Annotated in this window: 26 protein-coding genes; 3 read left to right on the top strand and 23 right to left on the bottom strand. The window is 45.0% G+C overall.

Annotation, left to right across the window (positions count from 1 at the left end; genetic code table 11):
- Positions 1-14 precede the first annotated feature (14 nt).
- The 8 genes from TM7x_RS01105 to TM7x_RS01070 are packed head-to-tail and all read right to left on the bottom strand — an operon-like array spanning position 15 to position 6452.
- Positions 15-1604: a glycine--tRNA ligase gene (locus TM7x_RS01105; RefSeq protein WP_230478854.1), complete on the bottom strand. Its 1590-nt coding sequence runs from the start codon at positions 1602-1604 to the stop codon at positions 15-17.
- Positions 1605-1640: 36 nt separating this feature from the next.
- The gene (gene recO / locus TM7x_RS01100; RefSeq protein WP_039327090.1) at positions 1641-2318 is read right to left on the bottom strand and encodes a DNA repair protein RecO; all 678 of its coding nucleotides are present in this window, start codon (positions 2316-2318) and stop codon (positions 1641-1643) included.
- The gene (locus tag TM7x_RS01095) at positions 2305-2673 is read right to left on the bottom strand and encodes a response regulator (protein ID WP_039327087.1); all 369 of its coding nucleotides are present in this window, start codon (positions 2671-2673) and stop codon (positions 2305-2307) included. The genes recO and TM7x_RS01095 overlap by 14 nt, the downstream gene beginning before the upstream one ends.
- Positions 2670-3386 carry a sensor histidine kinase gene (locus tag TM7x_RS01090; RefSeq protein WP_039327084.1) on the bottom strand — a complete coding sequence of 239 codons (717 nt, stop codon included), beginning with the start codon at positions 3384-3386 and terminating at the stop codon, positions 2670-2672. The genes TM7x_RS01095 and TM7x_RS01090 overlap by 4 nt, the downstream gene beginning before the upstream one ends.
- Positions 3387-3421: 35 nt before the next feature.
- Positions 3422-4081: a hypothetical protein gene (locus TM7x_RS01085; protein WP_039327080.1), complete on the bottom strand. Its 660-nt coding sequence runs from the start codon at positions 4079-4081 to the stop codon at positions 3422-3424.
- Positions 4082-4122: 41 nt separating this feature from the next.
- Positions 4123-4323, bottom strand: a complete 201-nt coding sequence (locus TM7x_RS01080) for an exodeoxyribonuclease VII small subunit (RefSeq protein WP_039327077.1) — start codon at positions 4321-4323, stop codon at positions 4123-4125.
- Positions 4301-5413 carry an exodeoxyribonuclease VII large subunit gene (xseA, locus tag TM7x_RS01075; RefSeq protein ID WP_052198787.1) on the bottom strand — a complete coding sequence of 371 codons (1113 nt, stop codon included), beginning with the start codon at positions 5411-5413 and terminating at the stop codon, positions 4301-4303. Before xseA ends, TM7x_RS01080 begins: the two co-directional genes overlap by 23 nt.
- Entirely contained in the window at positions 5385-6452 is a 1068-nt protein-coding gene (locus tag TM7x_RS01070; protein WP_039327074.1) for a lysylphosphatidylglycerol synthase transmembrane domain-containing protein, read from the bottom strand. The genes xseA and TM7x_RS01070 overlap by 29 nt, the downstream gene beginning before the upstream one ends.
- Positions 6453-6490: 38 nt before the next feature.
- Here TM7x_RS01070 and TM7x_RS01065 point away from each other — a divergent pair, with 38 nt between their 5' ends.
- Together TM7x_RS01065 and TM7x_RS01060 are read left to right on the top strand one after the other, a co-directional pair.
- Positions 6491-7684, top strand: coding sequence for a TRM11 family SAM-dependent methyltransferase (locus tag TM7x_RS01065; RefSeq protein ID WP_039327070.1), 1194 nt, complete (start codon positions 6491-6493; stop codon positions 7682-7684).
- 63 nt (positions 7685-7747) lie between these two features.
- Positions 7748-8020, top strand: a complete 273-nt coding sequence (locus TM7x_RS01060) for a 50S ribosomal protein L27 (RefSeq protein ID WP_039327066.1) — start codon at positions 7748-7750, stop codon at positions 8018-8020.
- A gap of 48 nt (positions 8021-8068) precedes the next feature.
- Here the strand turns inward: TM7x_RS01060 and TM7x_RS01055 are convergent, their stop codons facing one another.
- The 10 genes from TM7x_RS01055 to prfB form a co-directional block, all read right to left on the bottom strand.
- Complete coding sequence (locus TM7x_RS01055) at positions 8069-8695, bottom strand: hypothetical protein (protein WP_138074064.1); 627 nt, start codon at positions 8693-8695, stop codon at positions 8069-8071.
- Between the two features lie 4 nt (positions 8696-8699).
- Entirely contained in the window at positions 8700-9662 is a 963-nt protein-coding gene (locus TM7x_RS01050) for a hypothetical protein (RefSeq protein ID WP_138074063.1), read from the bottom strand.
- Positions 9663-9671: 9 nt separating this feature from the next.
- Positions 9672-9974, bottom strand: coding sequence for a hypothetical protein (locus TM7x_RS01045; protein WP_039327057.1), 303 nt, complete (start codon positions 9972-9974; stop codon positions 9672-9674).
- Positions 9975-9976: 2 nt separating this feature from the next.
- Positions 9977-10213 (bottom strand): hypothetical protein, encoded by a 237-nt coding sequence (locus TM7x_RS01040; protein ID WP_039327054.1) that lies wholly within the window; start codon positions 10211-10213, stop codon positions 9977-9979.
- 81 nt (positions 10214-10294) lie between these two features.
- Positions 10295-10678, bottom strand: coding sequence for a response regulator (locus TM7x_RS01035; RefSeq protein WP_082001324.1), 384 nt, complete (start codon positions 10676-10678; stop codon positions 10295-10297).
- 41 nt (positions 10679-10719) lie between these two features.
- Entirely contained in the window at positions 10720-11895 is a 1176-nt protein-coding gene (locus tag TM7x_RS01030; protein ID WP_052198786.1) for a S41 family peptidase, read from the bottom strand.
- A gap of 67 nt (positions 11896-11962) precedes the next feature.
- A complete protein-coding gene (locus TM7x_RS01025) occupies positions 11963-13099 on the bottom strand; it encodes a CHAP domain-containing protein (protein ID WP_039327051.1) in 1137 nt (378 codons plus the stop codon).
- Positions 13100-13142: 43 nt separating this feature from the next.
- Complete coding sequence (locus TM7x_RS01020) at positions 13143-14126, bottom strand: cell division protein FtsX (RefSeq protein WP_039327048.1); 984 nt, start codon at positions 14124-14126, stop codon at positions 13143-13145.
- Positions 14126-14809: a cell division ATP-binding protein FtsE gene (gene ftsE, locus TM7x_RS01015; protein WP_039327045.1), complete on the bottom strand. Its 684-nt coding sequence runs from the start codon at positions 14807-14809 to the stop codon at positions 14126-14128. The genes TM7x_RS01020 and ftsE overlap by 1 nt, the downstream gene beginning before the upstream one ends.
- 20 nt (positions 14810-14829) lie before the next feature.
- Positions 14830-15921, bottom strand: a complete 1092-nt coding sequence (prfB, locus tag TM7x_RS01010; RefSeq protein WP_039327042.1) for a peptide chain release factor 2 — start codon at positions 15919-15921, stop codon at positions 14830-14832.
- Between the two features lie 51 nt (positions 15922-15972).
- On the opposite strand from prfB, the gene hpt reads away from it, so the two are divergent.
- Positions 15973-16512 carry a hypoxanthine phosphoribosyltransferase gene (hpt, locus tag TM7x_RS01005; protein ID WP_039327039.1) on the top strand — a complete coding sequence of 180 codons (540 nt, stop codon included), beginning with the start codon at positions 15973-15975 and terminating at the stop codon, positions 16510-16512.
- Here hpt and murD read toward each other — a convergent pair.
- From murD to serS, 5 genes are all read right to left on the bottom strand, one after another.
- Positions 16509-17753, bottom strand: a complete 1245-nt coding sequence (murD, locus tag TM7x_RS01000; protein WP_039327036.1) for a UDP-N-acetylmuramoyl-L-alanine--D-glutamate ligase — start codon at positions 17751-17753, stop codon at positions 16509-16511. The two genes, hpt and murD, sit on opposite strands and share 4 nt — an antisense overlap.
- A gap of 36 nt (positions 17754-17789) precedes the next feature.
- Complete coding sequence (locus TM7x_RS00995) at positions 17790-19067, bottom strand: M16 family metallopeptidase (RefSeq protein WP_039327034.1); 1278 nt, start codon at positions 19065-19067, stop codon at positions 17790-17792.
- Between the two features lie 15 nt (positions 19068-19082).
- Positions 19083-21713: a preprotein translocase subunit SecA gene (gene secA / locus TM7x_RS00990; RefSeq protein WP_039327993.1), complete on the bottom strand. Its 2631-nt coding sequence runs from the start codon at positions 21711-21713 to the stop codon at positions 19083-19085.
- Between the two features lie 124 nt (positions 21714-21837).
- Positions 21838-22209: a ribosome hibernation-promoting factor, HPF/YfiA family gene (gene hpf / locus TM7x_RS00985; protein ID WP_052198785.1), complete on the bottom strand. Its 372-nt coding sequence runs from the start codon at positions 22207-22209 to the stop codon at positions 21838-21840.
- A 30-nt stretch (positions 22210-22239) separates the two neighbouring features.
- Positions 22240-23481 (bottom strand): serine--tRNA ligase, encoded by a 1242-nt coding sequence (gene serS, locus TM7x_RS00980; RefSeq protein WP_039327029.1) that lies wholly within the window; start codon positions 23479-23481, stop codon positions 22240-22242.
- Positions 23482-23496 lie beyond the last annotated feature (15 nt).

Genomic DNA, 23496 nt, shown 5'->3' with positions numbered 1-23496 from the left:
TTCATATCTAGTATCTATAGCTCCTCAACATTCACCCGCCTCTGCTCCGTCGTATCTCGCTCACGCACCGTCACCGTGCCGTCCTCCAGCGTCTGGAAATCGATGACCACGCAGTGCGGCGTGCCGATTTCGTCTTGGCGGCGATAGCGCTTGCCGATGTTGCCGTTGTCGTCCCACATCACTCGGCCGGGGTTCACCTTAGACAGCTCGGCATAAACTTCGCGAGCTTTCTCTACCAATTCTGGCTTATTTTTCAGCAGTGGTGAGACGGCAAATCTGACCGGCGCCAAATGTTCTGGCAACGCCAAATACACCCGCTTTTCACCGTTTTGCTCATCCTCACGGTACGCGCCCGACAGTACCGCCATCAGCGCCCTCTCCACACCAAAACTCGGCTCAATGACGTGCGGCACAAATTTTGTGTTCGTCCCCTTGACGGTGTATTCCATACTCTTGCCACTGACCCGCTGGATGTTCATCAGGTCAAAATTAGTGCGATACGCGATTCCCATCAACTCCTCACGACCAATTGGATAATCGTACTCGATGTCAATCGTCTTTTTGCTATAGTGCGCCCGATCCTCCGCCGGCACGTCTAGCTCGTGAATGTGCTCTGGTTTCAAGCCCAGTTCTGCCAAAAACGCATGCGTCGCCGCCAGCAGCTCATCAAACGCTTCCTGCCAATGCTCAGGGTTGACGAAGTATTCAATCTCCATCTGCTCAAACTCCCGAGAGCGGAAAACGAAATCGCGCGGCGCAATTTCATTGCGAAAGGCCTTACCCTGTTGAGCGATACCAAATGGTAAATTTGGATAAAAACTATCGACGACGTTTTTGAAATTAGTGAAGATACCTTGGGCGGTTTCTGGGCGGAGGTAAGAAATACTGTCTTCGCTTTTGGTCGCGCCAACGTGCGTTTTGAACATCATGTTAAATGTCCGTGCTGGATACCAAGCGATATTACCACACCGTGGGCACTTCGTCTTAGTATTGTTAAGGTAGGCCGCTGGAAAATCTCCAAGATACGATACAGCATCTTTTTGTGATTGCAAGACATAATAATTCTTTAATTGATCAACCGTGTCGTGCGCAGGATAGGTAGCTTCACCCGCAACAAGATCCGCCTCCACCAACTTGTCGTAGAGTTCCTTTTTAGTTTCAGGGGTATACTCAACACCAGCGTACGAATCGATAAGAGTTTCTCTACGATTAAAAAAAGGGTTCAATTTACTTATATAATCATCCTTATTTTTAATAATATGATCAGCACGAAATCGTCCATGACACTCTCTACATTCAATAAGCGGGTCAGTGAAGGTATCCACATGCCCACTCGCCTTCCAAACTTTCTGATTCATCAAAATCGCTGCATCGACACCGTACATGTCGTCACGCTCATCCACAAACCGGCGCCACCACAAATCCATGATATTGCGCTTCAGTTGCACGCCCAGTGGACCATAATCCCAAGTACCAGAAAGACCACCATACACATCCGACCCCTGATAAATAAAGCCGCGGCGCTTGCACAGGCTGGTAATATCTTCCATTTTTGCTTGACTCATCAAAAAACCTTTCTCCATGTTGGCAACATGGCGATTCACAATTATTACCTACAGTATAGCATTTTATGGGCAATATTACACCGCCGCGTGCTGCCGCGCGACCAGCCAACAAGCACTGATCACCTCAGTTATCCCGCCAATTTGCGCCACATTCACCAGCGGCTTTGCTTGGATGAGCCGAAGCAGTTTGATGGCGTCCGCCGACAAGTCGCCCTGCTCCGCCAGCCGCAAGCCCTTCTCCGCGCTATCGTACATATATTTTTTATCGGGCGCCAACATCTGAGCTGCCACATCGGTGCGCAAATTCAGCTCATCACCCAGCAAGCTAGCGTATTGCATATAAAACCACGTTTCAATCAGCTTTTGGTTAACTGCCGGTTTATTTAATTGCTCTAATACTTGGCTTAGTACAAAATACCATTCCGGCTCGTCAATATTTTCGCTCGCGGCCGACACCAGCTTCATCGCTGAGTAAGCGAACTGCATCCGCTCATAATCCTCCAATATATGCCGATAAAACGCCGCCAGTCGCGCCGAAGTCAATAGCCCCAAATCACCACGACCGGAACGAATCACCACGTCACAAATCGCAAATAGTTCAATGCCGCCCGCCAATTTCGACCGCTCGCGCCGCACGCCCTTGGCAATGACACTGCGCCGGCCTTTAGGCGTCAGCAGTTGCAACACCCGATCAGCCTCGGCGTAATTCGTCCGCCTCAGCACAATCGCTTTTAACCGCTCACTTTGCCCCATCCAAAACCTCTCTAAAAATCGCCCGCACTTCGTCCGGGAGAATTGACGCCTTATCCAGCAGCGCCGTCACACCAAACGGCCGCAAATCTGCCAATTGCACATCCGCGTTACTACAAACCGCAATTGGCAACTTCGCCAAATCCACATGCGACCTCAGCTCGTTCAGCAGCGCCACCGCCGTTTCGCCCGCCAGCAGCATGTCCAGGACAATCGCATCCGGCTGCCAATCATCAATCATTTCCATCGCCTGGCCGCCAGAAGCCACCACCCGCGCTTCCGCGCCAACCGCCGCCGCATAGCTGCATAAAATATCCGCCCAATTTTTATCATCCTCGACAATCAGCAACTTTTTCATAGCAAACTCAGCTGCCGACTAATCGGCATATCTACATAAAATGTTAAACCGTCTCGATGTCTAATTAGACCAATTTGGCCATTCATTGCCCGGGCAAATTGGCTAGCCACATAAATCCCCAAGCCGCTACTTTCCGGCCGCGTCCGCACCGTTTTTCGCGCATCCATCTCATCAAGCAGCCGCCGATACTCCTTCAAGCTCATCATCGGCCCAAAATCACGCACGCTCAGCCTCACCGCGCCACCAACAGCCTTAACTGACACTTTTATCTCTGAGTCGTCCTCGGTATATTTCAGAGCGTTGTTTAAAAAATTTGCCAAAATCCGCCCTAATAACGTCCGATTTGCCAAAATCAATCGACTATTTCGCCCACTCCGAGGCCAGCTAATTTTCCGCCCATAAAGCACTGCATTAAATCGCGTTTCCACAGCCATTTGCTGACATATTGCCAACGGATTAACTGGCTCCAGAGGAAATAATGACGGCGTCAAATTTGCCGAATTCGCTAAGTCGACTGTTAACTGCAGCGCCTGTTCGGACGTCTGGACGATACGCTGCTTGATCTGTTTTTTATCAACTTCACTCGTCAAATCATCGCCGAGCATTAACGTCAATTGCCGTATTAAAGACAGCGGCGTTTTTAGCTCATGTGCCGCCACCAAGACACTCGGCAACCCTCCAAAATCAGCATCACTCCACTCTTTACCTGCCATACATTTCTAGTATAGCAAAACTTGAGCTGGTTTTTCTATTCAGCAATTTTTACAGTGCCTAATATCGTCTGGAAATCTGGCTTGAATGTGTCCGCATCAGTTGAGAAGCGGATAGTCTTGTCGCGAACCTTCATCAACACGACAGATCCACGCAGCTCCTTCTCGAACGTACCATCAATGCGCGTAGCGGAGATTCCATTAAACTCAGTGCTACTTGAGGTCAATTCACCCTTCTTTAGGCGAGACTGATAATCATTAAGCACTGTATCTAGGTTTTTATTTATAATTTCTAACCTCAAGGCAAATCGACTCGCCTTATTAGATGCTGACGGAACGGCTACCGGATTAAGATATGCTTTATAATCACCCCTATTACTACCGTCATTTTCTATATAAACACTCCAAGTTTTTGGATACATAAATGATACGCGTCCATATTCGCTAGGACCAACAAACTCAATCCGCGGGTTCTTCGCTTCTTCTGAAAATTTTTTCTGGTCTGATTCAGCCTGCTCGCTCTTACCCTTGGCAACCTCAATTGCCACTTTACTATCAACATTGCTTTTTTCATGGGAATATTGCATGTACGCCCAAATTGCCAGTGAGCCAGCAATTAAAAATAATATCAAACAGCCGATTGTGCCGACCATCCAGCCATTAACTGAGCCACGCTCTTTTTCATTTCTTTTCATCATATTTTAGAGTATAGCTTATGCTTTAAGTGATGTAAAGCACCCTATTCTACGCTAAAATCTTCCCCAAGCACTTCAATGTCATGTCGCATATCTTCTAGCGTAGACGTAATTTTCTTTGACAGCTCTCGTGCCTCAATAAACTTCCGTTTAGCTTCATCCAAATTAAAATCATCACCTTGAAACCACGCAATTCGCTCGTTTAACTCTGTCACCATCTGCTCAATTGTCATTTCGTCGTTCACTATCTTCAATCCTCGCTTTCATAATTATATCCTTTGTTGTAATCTTAACAATACTACCAACCTGTAAATCACCGCTAATCATAGCGTAGCCCCTCTGTAACGCCATTTCTGGATCGTATTCAGCAATAATCTTTTGTTGCGACAATGTTGCATTTATAGCATCCCTGACCTGACTTGACCACTGCTCAAGCGCGTCTTTTTGCAACATTGTTGCTCTAAGTATCTGCTCGTCAATAGCTCTCTTAATTTCATCTTTTACACCAATTAACCGAAAATGTAGATGCCCGACTAATTCATGTTTATCTGGAAATAGCAGCTGAGCAACATTACTAGGTGTTGCACCTCGCACATCCGCCGCCAGATCACATAAACTTTCATCAATCTCGTGCCCAATGCCGGTTATTATGGGCACGCGACTACCTGCTACCACTCTAACTAGCTGTTCATCATTAAAGCTTGCCAAGTCCTCAGCACTACCGCCACCACGAATTAAAGCAATTACCTCTGGCGGTTCTGCCATTTGATTGAAATATGAAATTGCCCGTATAATCTGATCTGCCGCGCCGTCACCCTGAACATTAACATTAGCGACAATAAATTTCACACCGCCCCAACGATCTCGAGAGATTTTCATAAAGTCCGCGTAACCTGCCGCCTTTGTACTAGAAATAACAGCCACCCGATGTGGATAACGCGGTAACGGCCGTTTACGATTAACGTCAAATAGCCCTTCGGTAGCCAATTTCTGCTTCAGAATGTCGAAACTCCGTTTTAGATTACCCTCGCCTAGTGGAAAAACTTTCTGAACTTGCAAATTAAACTTACCGTCGTCCCTCAGGCTTGGTGTCGCCCGGACCACCACTTTCATACCATCCTCGATTGGCGTCCGCAGATTGCTAAAGCCCACAAAACAATTAACCGATCCATCATCGTCCTTCAGAGTAAAAAAGGCATATTTTGGCGGATACGACTTAAAGCTAACAACCTCACCCTCAACTTCAACCGCGCCAGCAAAAACAGCCTCAAAAGTCTGATTAACTACCGCCAGGAAATTACTAACGCTAAACCTGGGAGTCATTTGGCTTGCCATATTTAATCAATGCGTGCTGGTAAAAAATATAGCCAAAGACAATAGTGCCGGTTAGTAAAATTGCCCTCGTTAAAATAATTCCAGCAATTGCTAAGTCCGGTGGTGTTCCTGCCATGCTTAAGAATATAATCATGATTGTCTCGTAAACCCCCGTACCACCGGGCGTAAATACAAAAAGTGCCGCTAATCCCGCAACTCCATAGCCCACCATTAAGATTGCTGGATTAACAAAAACCCCCAACGACATAAACGCTACTGTAAACATTGCCACGTCAAAGGCTGTATAGACAATCCCCCAAATCATAGGTTTCTTTAACAGCTTTGGGTGATTGGCCAAATCCTGAAAATCATCTTGCATGTCAACAAAGAAATCTTCCACCTTCTGAGCATTCATAATCCGTCGTTTTTTACCGAAAGTCACATATTTTACCAGTACATTAATAAACTTCGAGACACCTGCAGCCGTTGTCTGCATGCGCCGCTTGGATGAAAATATAAATATCAATCCAAAAGTCAGCGCCAGCACCACTATGATTAACAAGAAGCTCGCCGCTACAATATATCTATTGACCTTACCATCAATAGCCAGAGCCAGCACGGCAATCACCAATAGAATCAAGAGAGATAAAAATCCTGTCACATAACGAATCACCTGGGCAAATGTCGAGCGCGCCGAACTCACCCCCAGCTTATGCATCCGCCATGTTGTATATGAAATTCCACTAACGCCCCCCGACGGAAAAATATGGTTAACCAGGTTCAATTCTAGGGCAATCCTTGTCTGTTCTAATCTGGAAATATGGTGAATCAGATTCTTATCCCTAAGATAAGAGAAGATCATTTCGCCACCAGCAAAATACACGATAATTTGAAACGGTAACAATAAGAATAATAGCCATAAATCTGCATTTAAAAATAGTCCCCACGCCTTTACTAGCTCATGCCGCGACAGGAAAATAACAATAGCTAAAACCGCTAACGTCAAGATACTCATAATAGTTCGCGGCGACTTAAATAATTGCAAGACCTTAGGTAGCATAACCTTCATTATACCACGATAAATGGTATAATTACGATATGTTCATCGCTATCCTTGGCCGACAACCAGAAATCTCTATCGCCGAGTTAGAGGCGGTTTATGGCGCTGAAAAAGTTAAAAAAATCTCTAGTCAAGCTGCTACAATCGACTCCGATAACTTTTCTGTTGATATCCTGGGCGGAACAATCAAATGTGGCCACGTCGTAAGCCGCGTAAGATCACAAAAATCCGACCATCACACCCTACTCCAGGCGTCAAAAATTATTGTTAAAAAATACACGAAAAAACTTTCGAATAGTCAGAAAAAAATAACGCTTGGAATAAGTTTTTATGGCAATACAACAGATCCGAGAAACGTCCAAAAAATCGGAATTATTTTGAAAAATTCCCTAAAAAAATCTGGCGTTAGCCTACGTCTAATTCCCAATAAAACCGCCGCCCTCTCCACGGCCACCTCTCATAATAATAAACTTGGTAGGTCTGAAACAAAGATTGAGATTATCATAGTCAGAGCTATGAATGGAGATTTTTTGATAGCCGAAAGTCGTGGCACTCAAAATATCAATTCATACGCCCAACGCGATCGCGAGCGCCCAAAGCGTGATGCTTTTGTCGGAATGCTCCCGCCTAAGCTAGCGCAAATTATGATCAATTTATCCGGCGCTCAATCCGGAAACTACCTTTGGGATCCGTTTTGCGGTACGGGAACCGTTCTCCAAGAAGCTACCTTACTCAGCATCAACTCCTACGGCAGCGACCTCAGCGATAAAATGGTCGATTACGCATCAGAAAACATGCGCTGGCTGGAAAAGACTTTTTTCACAAATACCGCCTGGCAAGTTTTTCAAGCTGATGCCACCTCGGTCAAACTAACCTCCGAGCAAAAACAGCAAATTACCCATATTGTCTGCGAAACATACCTAGGTCAACCCTTCTCCGCCCCACCCAGCCCCGCAAAGCTTAAAGAGGTGGTTGGAAATTGTAATCATATTATTAGTGAGTTTTTGAAGAACATACATGATCAAATTCACCCAGAATCGATGCTGTGTATAGCCGTTCCTGCCTGGCAAAATCAACATAGACAATTTACACATTTGCCCCTGATAAAAAACCTAAGCAAACTTGGATATCAGCCAATTACCGATAAAAAACTCCTGTATCATCGTCCAGATCAGGTAGTTGCCAGAGAAATTATGATATTAAAGCCCATAGACATGACTAAAACCGCTTGACAACTGGCTTTATTTTCGATAAACTAGAACAGATTGTTTTTAGAAAACTATAAGGAGTAAAGAATGTCAAAGGTTAAAGCTGGCGGCTCTAGTAAGAACATCCACAACAATGCTGGTCAACGTCTTGGCGTGAAGCGATTTGGTGGCCAAAAAGTTACTGCTGGACAGGTCTTAGTCCGCCAAACTGGTGCCACAAAGATTGCTGGTGACGGTACATACGTTAGCCGCAATTTTACCATTCACGCTGCAAAAGACGGTGTGGTTGGCTTTAAGCAGGTTAAGAAAACCAAATTTACTGGTAAAACAGAGCGCCGAACACAAGTCGTTGTTCTCTAATGTTACAGAAACAGACTGTTAAAATAATCCCCAGATGCGGGGGTTATTTTAATTCTCAGCAGAGTCTTTTAATAAGCTCTCGAGAAGAGCTACCGCGCCGTCCCTATGCATACCACTCCTCTCCTTGCCACCCCTATAATGTGTAATCATACTGTCCTGTCTATCTATATTGAAAGTACCATCCATCATAGCGATTGCCAATACTAGAACATATTCGCGACTAAACATTTTTTCAACCCCGTAATAACCTTGCTTAAAATTCGGTGACTTCAAATTGCCAGCAGAATTAAGAAGAACCCTACTCGCCAAAGACTCTGGGCTATCTTCTATCAGATCATCCAATTTACCCTGAAGGTATTCAAACAACCGACAACGTGTAAGATGATCCTCTCTGAGATTATCAACCATTTCCGTAGTATCAAAAATCCGCTCGGGGTTAACTATTTCCCCTAACTTAGGATCATTGGATGACAAAATACCAACAACACCCCCTGCAGACTCTATACTATTTTCCGACAGCTCAACCAACTCAGGATTAATCGGCTCCATTAATTTTCTGGTTCGTTCCGAAAATTCCTTCAAATCATTTTCCTTCTGCCATTGCTCCAGAGTCGCCCATCTATTAGCGACGGACGAATCTCTACTGCCAGACAAATACCCTTCTCTTGACATCATTCTATTAACCCTCGGCAGCCTTAATCACCTCGATAGCCTCTAAAATACTCTGACGACGCCTATTAACTGATGGTAAATCGCTATCAATAATTTCGTTAATCATCTGGGTTATCTGCTTCTTATAAGTTTCCTCTCCCCATCTGTCATTCTGCCACTGCTCAATATTATTTCTTATTCTTATTAATTTATCCAACAAGCTATTAGTTAATTTACCCAGAACTCTGTCATCCACACCCATCTGATCTACATGCTCAGTTAGCTTAACCAGACGCCTACGCTCGTCATCATTTTCAATCTTACTTTTTAGACTCTCCAGAAGACTCTCTATATTATTCTTAAATTTATTCGCAGCCTCAGCCCTAGAAGCCTCAAGATCTCTAACTCTACCCGACGTAGATGTTATCATCTCTGAGATCGCAGGATTATTCATTGCCGTTGGATTATATTTAATTAGCCCCCTAAGCCGATCCAGCTCTCCAGTTATATATTTATCCTTTGCAAAAAACTGATTATTATTATCTTCGGTAAGTTGTTTAAAACTGTCAATCGCAACCTTAAAGTCCTCAGGTAATATGTCCGTATTGGCTTCATTCGTCTCCATCGACTTTTCAACCACTGGGTTTTCAACCGATTTAGCTACTGGCAAATTTACTGAATCAGTGCTTGCCTTATCCGCCTCTACCGGCTTTTTAAATGGTTCGGCTGCCACTAAATACGCTGGGTTAGCGCCTACCTTATCTGTCTCCGCTGGCTTTTCAGCTGGCTCAACCGCTGGCAAACCCACTGAGTCATTGACTTCGGTTGCCCTGATCAACTCCATGGTCGGTTCAGGTATCTTCAAGACTGGTGAACCGACGCCAGTCTTATCCGTCTCCACTGGCTCTCTAACTGGCTCGTTGGTGTCTACCTTATTCTTCTCTACTGGCTCTCTAACTCCAGCGGCCTTACTGGCCACGTTTCCCATCATAGAACTAACTTACTTCGCTGAAGGTCTCTCATGGTCAGAGATATTCTCTACAGCTAAGCCATCACTGAAGCTTTCCGGACGCACTTCTGGAGCCAAATACTCAAGCTCATTATCAACTGGATGCTTATGATTCCAAATATCTTTAGCGGCCTCTTCGCCCTCTTCAAGCATTTCCTCGGTAGATTTTCCGTAACGCACCTGAATATAGGATTCCGAAAAATCTTTATTCGCCTCTCGGCCCTGAAGTATATTTAACGCTACGATCTTCTCTGCGACAACATACTCTCCATTAATTTTAATTGGTTTATGCACTCTCAAAACAATTCACGCCTGCTAATACCTTCCTCAGAATCCGTGTCGCATACACACAACATATCGCCAGGAATCCAGCCTCCATCATATCTGATACCTTTTCCGTCTTGGCCGCTGCGCATAACAGTTAATGGACGTGTCGTAACATCTAAATCAGCAGGAAAAGTCTTAACTACATAATCTTCCAGTGTTTTTCGTTGTTCTTGTTCGTGGCTTTGTGTTGGTTTTAAGTTTTCCATATATGTTTATTTTATATCAAAAAACTAACAAAAAGTCAACCCCCCCCAACAGAGGTTGGCTTGCTTTTACTGAAATAATTTCTATTTAACACCTAAATGGTGCTTTACGCGCGCTACCACGTCACCAATAACAACCTGAGATTTCACCAAATAATCATCAACCCCCAAACTCTCGGCCCGCTCCTTATCCTTCGGCTGACTAAGTGCCGTTAGCATAATTATCCTTACGTTAGCGGTTTCTGGAGTATTACGTAGAATATCCAGAACATCAAATCCACTGATTTTCGGCATCATCACATCCAATAAAATTAAGTCCGGGCGATATTCTACAGTTGCAGACAGTGCATCCTCGCCGTTATTTGCCTCCCTAACATCAAAACCTTCAATTTCTAGCCGAGACCTATACACCGCAGATAGTGCAATGTCATCCTCAACTAGTAAAATCTTCTTTTTCTGCTCGTTCATCTTACCTCCATTTTATGTCGTATCTCATAAAAACACAAGCTCTATAGCGATTTTGCCTTATCCATCTGTGGATCACGATTATTATTAATGTCATCCGCAGATAAATCAACCTTCACATCAGGCTCTATACCTGTCTTATCTATGTTACTACCCTTTGGCGTGTACCAACGAGCTTCTGTAACTTTCATCTGTGATCCGCCAGGCAGCCCTATTACAATTTGAACGCTACCTTTACCGTAGCTCTTTTGTCCGACCAACTTTGCTTTATCATAATCACGGAGCGCCCCAGCGACAATCTCGCTAGCGCTAGCACTTCCGCCATTAATCAGCACCACAGTCTTCATATTACCCAGAATTGGCGAGCCAGTTGTATTAATAGTCTTAACAATTTCAGAACCGCGCCGCTCAGTCATCGCCACTTGCTTATCTAGCCAAAGACCCAATAATCCTTGTGCCGCACTAACTGTACCGCCCGGATTATTGCGCAGGTCTAGAACAACCTTCTTAACACCTTTTTCAACAAATTCAGAAGCATATTTTCGAGCCAAGCTTGCCGTATCATCGCCAAACCGACTCACCTTCAATATGCCAATTTCCCCGTCAATTTTTGATTCGACGGCAGGCGAAGTTATGTTTTGGCGTACAACTGACACTTCACGAGTATGACCATTGTTTAACAAAGTTAGCTTTACAGAGGTACCGACTTCACCACGAATTTTACTAACAACCCTATCAACATCCCAGTCAGAAACGTTTTCATCATTAACTTTGATAATAACTTCACCCGCCTTAATGCCAGACTTTTGAGCTGGGCTGCCCTCAAGAGGTCTTACGATAGTCGGCCTACCGTTCCTTGAACCAATTTCCGCGCCAATTCCGCCACCAATATCGCCACTCAAAGATTTCTTAAACTCCTTCGTCTCATCTGGATCCATGTATGCAGTATGTTGGTCTCCAGCTGCCGCCACTAGTCCTCGACTGGCGCCATGGATAAGATTCTCGGTGTCTAGTTTACCGTCATAATTTGCGAGTAGCTGCCGATACGTCTCCTGAACACTTGATAAGTCAATCTTTTCTCTCGACATTCTAACGCCAAACAATGGCGCTACTGAAGCAGAAAATTGATCAAAGCGCGTCCCAGCAACAAAACTGATAGTCGCTACAATCATTAGCGTTAAAAACCAACCCAGGCGCTGTTTATTTTCTCCCGTAACCATATACTTCTTTTATTATACTACAAAAACGCCCGCCTAGCACGAGCGTTTTGTAAAATATATAAGATGTCTAGAAGTAGACGTAAGTCAATCCTGAAGCCGAACGCGTGTAATGCCGATACAGGCCGTCCCAGGCAAAGTTGTAGTCGCTAACAGTAATCGTACCATCGCCATTTACTGACTCAACATACATAACATGACCATAATAACCAATATTCATCACAGCAGCTGATCCAACTTTTGGAGTTGAACCGCTAGGTATTCCGTGTCGTGCGGCGGTTGATGGCCACTGATTAGCATTACCCGCACCGCCGAAGTGAGGCACATACCGACCAGTGCTGTGAATCTTCCAAGCCACATAACTCACACACTCGCGAGTATATAACCCCCACGGGTCAACATAAGCGTCAAGTGGTGCATTAGCCCAAGCACCTGGATAACCGCCACCGCCTGGAATGCCGCCCGGGATAGACACCCCACCACCAACAGCCCGTCGGTTAGCAGCGGCCTGCTCTTCACGCAACTTAGATACTTCAGCATTACGCTTTTGTGCTAATGCAGCATAATTATTCTGGTCATTCTTTGTATCAGCGATAAGCTTTGCTTTCTCGGATTGCTTAGAAGCCATAGCGTTGCGTTGTAATTCTTGATCGCGTAACGTATTCTCGACAGATTTCTTATTTTCTTCCAGCTTTTTCTGCAAAGATTTAATCTCTTTAATTTTATCGTTAAGAGAAGATTTTAATGAACTTCGCTGCTCCTGCTTATCGATATAATCACTAATATTATTTGAGCTGGCTAACATCTCCAACGGAGAAATCTGATCGTCAACATATAGGTCTGCTAAAATCCGACCCATAGCCTTCCGATTTTGCTTAATAGACGCTTCGTTCTTTTTTATCTGTTCATTTAGATTATTAATCTTTGTCTGGCTATCAGCAATTTGCGCCTGAATAGCCGCAATCTGACCATTAATCTTGTCTAATTCTGACTGCAGATTGTCAGCCATCTGACCCAGGCGTGAAGCCTCAGAGTTATAACTGTCTACTTCCTTTTGCTTTGCTTGAATTTCGGCATTATAATCACGCGCCAATACGTGCGATGCCAAGCCAAAAACGCCCGACCCAGCGAGTAATACAGACATCGCCACCAGAGACGCTCTGCTGACTAGTGATACCGAAACTGGTGTGGTGGACCGTAGTTTCATGCATCTATATTAGCATAAGCGTAATCCGACTGTCAAGGATATTTTATAGTTTAAGATATTTACGTGTTGCCACCCAAGACGAGGCTACGCCAATTGTCGCTCCGACCAAAATCATACCTAAGAAAACCAACCCGCCATAAACTGTTAAATGCCCTAAAAGATTATCAACTGGAATACCGTATTTCGTCATTGGGTCGTGAGCAAAAAACAGTAAACTATAGCCAGCCACTGTGGCGATAATTGCTGCAATGAACCCATACATTATTGCCTCAACAATAAACGGACCCCTAATAAAGCTGCGTTCAGCACCGATTAACTTCATCATTTCAATCTCATCTTTGCGGTTGAAGATTGCCATGCGGATAGTATTAAAGACCACCAGTGAAGATATCACCACAAACACTACTGTAGCAATCGAACCGCCTATACTAGCCAGCCGTACCCAATTGCCCACCGTCTTAATGGCCTGTTGGCGCTCGCCTGAGAATGATGGCTCCCTGCGAGGATCTTTATATTTTTTATACAAATCGTCGGTTTTAACAAAATTATTTAATGACTGTTGATTATTCAATTCCTTAACGGAAACACGAAGCGTCGCCGACATTTCGTTGCTAGATTCGCGAATTGCCTCTAGTGTATCTGGATCATCCTTATTTTGCTCAGCCTGCTTTTCTCTAGCCTCTGCTGCAGAAATATACTTTACGCTGTCTACGTTATCTAGTTTTTCAATACGAGATTTGATAGTATTTATGGTCTTTTCAGGAGTATCACCCTTCAAATAAATTGACATATCAGCACGTTTAGAGACATTTGAGACGGTATCAACCAAAATCTGTCGTGCCGACAAAGTCATAAATACAATTATTAGTGTCACACTCATCACCGCAGTGGCGGCAATCGTCAACCAAGCATTACGGCTAAAGTTATTAATACCATACCGACACATCCGCACAAAAGTCAACCAGCCCCGTCGGCGTTGACGTATACGAATATTATCCTTACTTTTACTGGATTTAGATGATTTCATTATTGCTTATAACTCCCCCTCGCCTGATCGGAGGTGATTTTACCATGATCAATTGTAATAACGCGCCGCTTCAATTTGTTAACAATCTCTACGTTGTGAGTCGTCAAAATAACCGTCGTGCCATACTTGTTAATCTTTTCCAGTAAGCGAACAATATCCCAGCTGTGCTTTGGGTCCAAGTTTCCAGTCGGCTCATCGGCAATTAGAATCTTCGGCTGCCGCACCACCGCCCTGGCAATTGCCACGCGCTGACGCTCTCCACCAGAAAGCTGATGTGGAAATTGCTTTTCCTTACCCTTAAGACCAACCAACTCAATCACCTTCGGCACAGTTGATTTAATCTCTCGATTAGTCATTCCCGCAATCTCTAGGGCAAACGCCACATTCTCAAACACCGTCCGATTCGGAAGCAACTTAAAATCCTGAAACACCACACCAATCTTACGACGCAACAACGGAATGTGCTTATCCTTCAAATTATCATAATCAATTCCACCAACCACAATTTTTCCAGAGCTCGGTTTCTCTTCTCTTGTCAAAAGCTTCAATAGTGTTGATTTACCAGCACCCGACGTACCAACAATAATTACAAACTCGCCAGCACCAACATGAATGCTAGCTCGATTCAGTGCCGGCTTATTACTTTTACCATAATTCTTCGTTACCCTATCTAACAGAATCATCAATAGTATTATACCATAAGCTAAATATTTTTAGAATTAGCGTTCTGCTCTAAATATGCCGTGATAAATTCATCAATATCACCGTCCAATACTCCCTGGGCATTACGGTTTTCGTACTTAGTGCGAGTATCTTTGACTAATGTATACGGATGTAAAACATAATTTCTAATCTGGCTACCCCAGTTGGCCGACTCGCCAGCCCTCAGATCAGACAAAGCTTCAGCATGCTGCTCCAACTTCATCGCTAGCAATTTGGAGCGCAAAATCTTTAATGCCATCTCTTTATTTTGGATCTGCGAACGCTCATTCTGAATCGCCACGGTAATACCAGTAGGAATGTGCGTCACCCGTACTGCTGAGTCGGTCGTGTTCACCCCTTGACCACCCTTGCCACCCGAGCGGTAAACATCAATCCTCAGATCATTCGGATCAATCGCAATTTCATCTGGCGTATCGATCTTTGGCAGCACTTCCACCAACGCAAAGCTGGTCTGACGCAAATTGTCGGCATTAAACGGACTCAGTCGCACCAACCGATGTACGCCGTTCTCTGAACGCATTTTTCCGTAAGCAAACGGCCCAGAAATCTCCAAAACAACAGTTTTAATTCCAGCATCATCATTAGTCGATCGCTCCAGTGTGTCGGTTTTCATACCTGACTTTTCTGCCCAGCGTAAATACATTCGCTCCAACATCGCTGCAAAATCCTGAGCATCCAAACCACCCACACCAGCGGAAATCCGCACAATTGCCGAGCGATTATCGTATTCACCAGAGAACAACAAATCCGTTTTATGAATCTCAAACGCCTTTTCAATTGCCGCCACCTGCGTCTGAAACTCTGGCAACAAATCATCATCGCCAAGCTCCATCAACTCAGCCATGTCACCCACCTGCACCGTCAACGTCTGCCACGGCTCAACCGTTTGACGAAGACTAGCTGCATGCTTGGTCAATTCTTGAGCGTGATCAGGGTTATTCCAAATCTCTGGCTGGTTAAGTTGCTCATCTAGCTCTGCCAATTTCTGCTCCAACTCAGAAAACTTCAGAGTCTCCTTAGCCTGCTCAATTTCCTTCTCCAACTCTCCAATTTTCTTTTTTAGCGGTTGCATATATTCTATTGTACCATTTTTCAGAAGCGACTTCTCTGCTAGAATATGAGAATGGATAACGACATTGAAAAGATTTTATTTACCAGCGAAGACATTAAAACAGCCGTTCAAAAACTTGGGCAAAAATTAACCGAGGATTACCAGGATAAAAACCCAGTCGTTGTAGGGATTTTACGCGGTGCGGCACCGTTTATGATTGACCTGATACGAGCGATGGATTGCTACATGGAAATTGATTTTATGGCAGTTTCCAGTTACGGTGATGACACAGAATCTTCTGGTACAGTGAAGATTATTAAGGATCTAGACACTGACGTTACTGATCGGCACGTGCTGATAGTCGAAGATATCATTGATAGTGGTCGAACCGCCCAAGCGTTGAGGAAATTGTTCGCCGCCAAGAATGCCGCCTCGATAAAAATATGTTCATTACTAGACAAGCCTGAGCGGCGTGAAGTTGAGGCACAGGCAGATTACGTCGGTATTGACACGCCAAATAAGTTTGTTGTCGGCTATGGTCTGGATTTTCGCCAGCAATACCGAAACTTGCCATACATTGGCGTGTTAAAACCAGAAGTTTACCAAAGTTAAAGCTTTTCTACAGCCGCTACGAACTGCTCGCCGCGGTCATTATAACTCTTAAACATATCAAAACTGGCGGCGGCTGGGCTGAGGATTACCATATCGCCAGACTGGGCTTGACTTTTTGCTGCCTCAACCACCTCTGACATCATTGCCATTTTTAAGCATACAACTCGGCAAGAGACTTTTTCCTCATTTAAAGACTTGGCGATTTCACTAGCATTTTCACCGTTAATAATCACTGCTCGCATTTGCTGAGCGGCAATTTCACTCGCCAATTCTCTATAATCCGCTCCCTTATCAGATCCGCCCAAAATCAAAACCTTTGGCTCAGCGAAGGCTCTTAACGCAGCAACGGCACTACCAGGCGTAGTCGAAATGCTGTCGTCATAATATTTCACGCCATTTTTCTCGGCGACAAACTTTAAGCGATGCGGCAAACCCGTAAAATTGCTCAGCCCAGCTTTTATGTTATCATCAGAAAGACTAGGAACAATCGCACGTGCTGCCAAAATTGCGGCACAGGCATTATCAATATTATGCTTTCCTGGCAGACGGATTGCCGAAATTATATCACTCGAAAGAGCAAACGGATATTCTTTTTTCTGTGACGAACTAACACTAGCAATTGATGAGCTAAACTCATTTTTAGAGTTATAAATTAAATAGTCATCTGAGGTCTGGAATCTGGCAATATTCGACTTCGCCGCCAAATAGTCATCAAAATCAGCGTGAACATTCAAATGATCTGGCTCGATCATCAGCACCACAGCCACATGTGGCGACTTTTCCAGATCCCACAGCTGAAAACTCGACAGTTCATAAACGACGATGTCATTTTCCTCAATCTCTGGCAAAATATCCAACGCTGGCACGCCGATATTCCCCACCAAATGTACCGTTTTTCCAGCCGCCCGCAAAATACTAGCGGCCAGACTGCACGTCGTCCCCTTACCTTTCGTCCCAGTTACGCCGATAATGACGGCTGGACATTCTGCAAAAAACTCATTCGTCGCCGACCAAATTTGACCGCTGTTTTTTATTTTTTCTGGAGAAATACTGGGAGATCTTATGATTAAATACGCGTCGGCCAAACCAGCAAACCCCGCTTGAAAAGAAACGCCATCTGGTAAATTATCGACGGACTCTCGCTCGTCAGTCACTAAAAAACTGGCACTCGGAAACTTTTTCTGGAAATAACGCAGATTAGATTGACCTTCGACTCCATAGCCAGCGATGACAATTTTCATAACATAATTATATCACGGTCAACCTACAAAATAGGCTCAGAAAAGCTTACTTAGTTTATCGTGTAGCTTCGTCAGCAACTCTTTTTCTTCTGAACTGACCGCTGCCAGCGTCCATGTATTTGACGCAAAGAATTGACGAGCCGTTTCAATCATCTGCTCTGAAGTGACTGCCAAAATCGAAGCTGGCACCCCGTCATAATCCCTAACAAAATCATCGGCAAAATACCGGCCTACGTAAAAATTACTAATCTGGCCAACTGTCTGAGCGCCCATCTGATAACGGCCCAGCGAGTATGATTTAACACTTTCTAAATCTTCAGCAGAAATAGAGCCAGATAGCACTTTCTTTAACTCTCTGACAATGACATCAAATAGCTTTTCGGCCGTATCAATATTCACTTGCCCACCAAAATCCCAAGCCGAATCATAAAAACCGACTGAAGTATCACTAAATATACTGTAAGCTAAGCCTTTTTTACGCGCCGAACCAAAAATTCTTGAACTCATCGTGCCAGTAAGTATATGATTTAAGGCACTCATAGCGTCAGCCTCTTCATCTGTTAATTCATGCGGCACGACCATTGACCAGCCAAATGTCAGATTTGTTGCTTCTTTGCGTCGAATCAGAACCGGATTTGCCCTACGAGGCTCATCATGCGGAATCGCAAACCTCTCACCAGTCTCCAATTGCCACCCCTCCAAATGCTCCTTAATAGCAGACTTTCGCCCTGTCAATTTTCCAGCCACCACAAACCGCATGTTCTTCAAAGTGTGCGTACGCTTATGGTGATTTTTTATATCTTTAAGCTCAATATTAGCAATCGTCTTTAATCGCTGATTATAGGTCAATATATCCTCACCCAGTGCCTGCTGGATGCGTGGCCACATCACACGGTTATGATTATTAAGATAGCCCGTTAATTCAGAACGAACATTGCCCTTTTCTGCCTCCAGCTCATCAGTATTGAAGCGCGGCGTTGTAATTGCTAACCGCTGGAGTTCCAATATCCGGTCCCACTCAAAATCAGCGCAGATTGCCTCGTAAACCATCGAATAATCTGACGTATAAGCATTGTGATAGGCGCCATTTTTAGTGAATTCTTGCTCATAATTATGCTCTGAACGGAATTTTTCATTAGCGCCAAACGCCATATGCTCCATAATATGCGCTGTTTCATAGATATTTTTATCTAGGACGTAACGATTGCCCGCCCTAAATTGCACCTGAAAACTCATCACTGTAGCGTCTGGGACATCAATCAGCAGACCACGCGCACCATTTTTCAGCCTAACTTCTTCAACTGTATGTTTCATCGCCTAACTTTCTGACTATTTACGATTCTTTTTGCGGTTTTGACGCTGCGCTTTTTTCTTCTTGCGTGCTTGGTTTTTAGCACGATTAGATTCTGCGCTAGTCTTCCCCTTTTTCACCGAAAAGTCATCATCACGATTTTCTTCACCCGCACCAAGTTCATTAACGCCACGCTCGACAGCATTCTCCGCCAAGCGCGTCAGTTCTGTGTCGTACTCATCATCCTGTGATTGACGAACCACGGCATCAGCTTTATGGATGTTAAATATTGTCGCCAAGACTTCATTGCGTAAATTAGCCTGCAAGCTCTCAAATAACTTCTGAGATTCTGAGCGATATTCAACCAACGGATCGCGCTGACCAACACTACGCCAGTGAATTCCTTCACGCAAATGTTGCATGTTTTCCAAATGTTGCATCCACAATGTATCCAGCACCGCCATATAAACCTCACGCTCAACACCACGCAAATCATCAGCACTAATCTCAGATTCTTTAGCTGCGTACGCTTCTTCTGCCAGCTTCAACGCCTTTTCGTAGCGCAACTTATCTTTCTTTTCCTTGCCAATCTTTGAAAGCTTACCTTCATCAACCGGGAAAGTCGCCACAAATTCTTCAATAAACTTTGGATTATTTTTAATTGGCAACGTTGTTAATTCACTGACTTTCGCTCTCAACAGACGTTCGATTTCTGGCTTAATATTGTCACCCTCCAAAATCTTGCGGCGCATGACATACACCACGCGGCGGTGACGGTTAATGACGTTGTCGTACTGAACAACATTTTTGCGCGTATCAAAGTTGTAGCCCTCAACGCGCTTCTGAGCTGCCTCCAACGTCTTTGACACAGCGCGGTTTTGAATTGGCGTATCTTCATCCACACCCAGCCGATCCATCAGCGCTGCGATGCGCTCGCCCTGGAAAATTCGCATCAAGTCATCTTCGGTCGACACATAGAATTGCGTCTCACCTGGATCACCCTGACGACCGCCGCGACCGCGCAGCTGATTGTCGATGCGCCGTGATTCGTGCCGTTCTGAGCCGATCACCACCAGGCCACCCAATTCCTTGACGCCCTTGCCAAGCTTGATATCGGTACCGCGTCCGGCAATGTTTGTCGCTAGCGTAATCGCACCCTTTTCGCCAGCTTTCTCGATGATGGCCGCCTCACGCTCATTATTCTTAGCGTTCAAAATCTCAAACTTAATACCTTCTTTTTCCAAATATTTGGCAATCTGCTCGTTCTTAGCAATTGAGCCAGAGCCAACCAGCACCGGCCGTCCTTGCTTGTGATAATCTTTGATGGCTTCAGCCACTGCCTTCAGCTTGCCTTTTTCGGTCTTGAAAATCAGATCTTCTTTGTCATCGCGAGTCACTGGCTTGTTCGGCGGAATTTGGATAACGTCCAGTGAATAAATTTGTTGAAACTCTTCCGCCTCGGTGAACGCCGTACCAGTCATACCGGAAAGTTTATTGTACAAACGGAAATAATTCTGGAACGAAATAGTCGCCAGCGTCATGCTTTCTTCCAGCACTGGCACGCCTTCTTTGGCTTCAATTGCCTGGTGCAAACCTTCGTTGTAGCGGCGTCCTTGCATCAAACGACCGGTGTGTTCATCGACGATGATCACTTCGCCATCATTGGTTACCACATAATCTTTGTCGCGCTTGAACAATGTTTGTGCTCGCAACGCCTGGTCCATGTGATACACACTGCGCACATGGTCCGGCGTGTACAAATTTTTTATTCCCAGCAGTTTTTGGACTTTTTCTACGCCTTCATCGGTCAAGGCCACGCTACGGCGTTTTTCGTCCAAAACATAGTCGTCTGGCACTAATTTGCTGGCAACTTTAGCGAAGGTGTAGTAATTGTCTGGGTTCTCCGCTGCTGGTGCCGAGATGATCAGCGGCGTCCGCGCTTCGTCGATCAGAATGGAGTCCACCTCGTCAACAATGGCAAAGTTCAGTTCGCGCTGCCTGAGCAAGTCAACGTCGTTCACCATGTTGTCACGAAGATAGTCAAAACCAAACTCGTTGTTGGTGCCATAAGTAATGTCAGCTGCGTAAGCCTCTTTACGCGTAACCGGGCGGAGCTTACGCATGCGCGGATCATCATGATGCTCATTGTCATAATCCTTATCGTACACAAATGACGCTTCGTTAATGATCACACCAGTCGTCAGACCCAAAAAGTCATACACCTGGCCCATCCAGCCAGCGTCGCGCTGCGCCAGATAATCATTGACGGTCACCACGTGAACGCCTTTTCCTTCCAGCGCGTTCAGATAGGTTGGCAATGTCGCCACCAAAGTCTTACCTTCACCCGTCTTCATCTCAGCCACATTTCCCCCATGAAGGACCATGCCGCCGATTAGCTGAACATCATACGGACGCTCACCGATGACACGCTTGGCTGCCTCTCGCACCACTGCAAAGGCATCCGGCAAAATCGTATCCAAGGTTACGTTTTTCTTATCCAAACGCTTTTTCAGCGCCTCCGTCTGCTCTCGAAGCTCTTTGTCTGACATTTTTTCATATTTGTCATTTAGACCATTGATAACGTCAACTTGTTTTCGCAGTCGTTTCAGAATCTTCTTCTGCGGATCGCCAAAAATCTTACTCAGCGCCTTTTGTTGTGTAATTGCCATAAAACTTAAAACTCCCTCACTTTCAGGCATTTTCAAAAACTTCTTTTATTATAACGTTTTTAGGTCAATTTGAAAAGAAAAAGCGCCCAGAATATGAGCGCTTCATGCCAACTTCAGCTAATAATTATCTTCTACCCAAGCCTCTCTTCAACTTAGCCAAAATTCCGCGGCTACTACCAACGTGCGCCAACACGTCATCCTTATACTTTCTCACCTGACCGTTCAACTTTGCCTCGACAATATCCACTGCCGCCAAAACGTTCATGGTTGAATCTTTAGCGGTAATTTTCTTATCTGGAACGTTAATAATAACTTCAACTTCGTATTTATTACCACCAGTATTATCGATTTGCTTAATCTTTACATCTGCGGTCACGCTTTTACGGGAATGACGTGGTAAATATTTGCCCAAACCACCAATTTTTCGCTCAACATATTTCTTAGTCGTATCGTTTAACTCGTACTTAACGCCAGTAATAGTAATATTTTTAATCATTCTTCCTCCTACTAACTAATATGTCTTTCATTATATCACGTCACGGCCATTCATATATGGTCGCAATACCTCTGGCACCGTCAAACCGCCATCTTCGTTTTGGAAATTCTCCAAAATCACCACCAATGACCGCGCCAATGAAACCGCCGTGCCATTCAGGGTGTGAACCGACTCGATGTTGCCGTCCGCCCGTCGCACGCGAATATTCAAGCCACGCGCTTGATAATCCGTACAGTTCGAACAGCTGGTCAGCTCGCGATACGTCTCATCGACGGGCGACCAGTACTCGATGTCGTATTTTTTGGCAGCCGGCGCACCCAGGTCACCCGCCGCGATATTCACTACGTGGTACGAAATGCCAATTTGTTGCCACAAAGCTTCTTCAATCGCCAAAATCTTTTCATGAATATCACGCGACTGTTCTGGCAAACAAAAGGCGTACATTTCCAATTTGTTAAATTGGTGCACTCGGAACAACCCACGCGTATGCTTGCCGTACGTTCCCGCTTCCTTGCGATAGCATGGACTATATCCTGCATATAGTAGCGGTAAATCTTTCTCGTCCAAAATCTCATCAGCGTGATAGCCGGTCAGCGGCATTTCCGCTGTCCCGATCAGCGTCAAATCCTCGCCCTCGACCACATATTCATTACTACCCTCGCCCTTTGGCGCAAAGCCCGCACCTTCCGCTGTGCGCAAATTCACCATATGCGGCACGGTCATGAACGTAAAGCCCTGCTTTGTCACATAATCCAGTGCAAATTGCGTCACAGCATTTTCTAGCAACGCCAAATCGCCCTTAAGGTAATAGAACTTCGCGCCAGCTACTTTTGCACCACGCTCAAAATCTACCCAGCCACGCTTAACAGCATAATCCAGATGATCAACGGCGCCAGTTTTCTGCTCGCCCCAACGCTTAACCTCGACGCTATCCTCCTCGCCACCGAGCGGCACGTCATCAAAAGTTACATTTGGCACGTTTTTTAGAATCGTGGCTACTTTTTCCTCAGTAGATTTTAAGTAACCTTCACGCTCTGCCAGTTCAATTTTCAGCTGCTTGCCCTGGTCAATCAGTTCCTGATCTGGACGGCCGCCTTTCATCTGCGCCGAGATCACATTACGTCGCTCACGCAGAGCATCAACTTGTTTTTGCAGATCGCGACGCTCGTCATCCAACTGCAACAATGCCGCAATATCGACCTTATAACCCTTATCATTCGCCGACCTTTGCACAAGATCAACATTATCTCGAATAAACTTGATGTCTAACATGCTTTAATTATATAA

It is taken from the genome of Candidatus Nanosynbacter lyticus, from assembly GCF_000803625.1.
In the GTDB taxonomy this organism is placed as follows: domain Bacteria; phylum Patescibacteriota; class Saccharimonadia; order Saccharimonadales; family Saccharimonadaceae; genus Nanosynbacter; species Nanosynbacter lyticus.
This window is presented reverse-complemented; position numbering and strand designations above follow the sequence as displayed.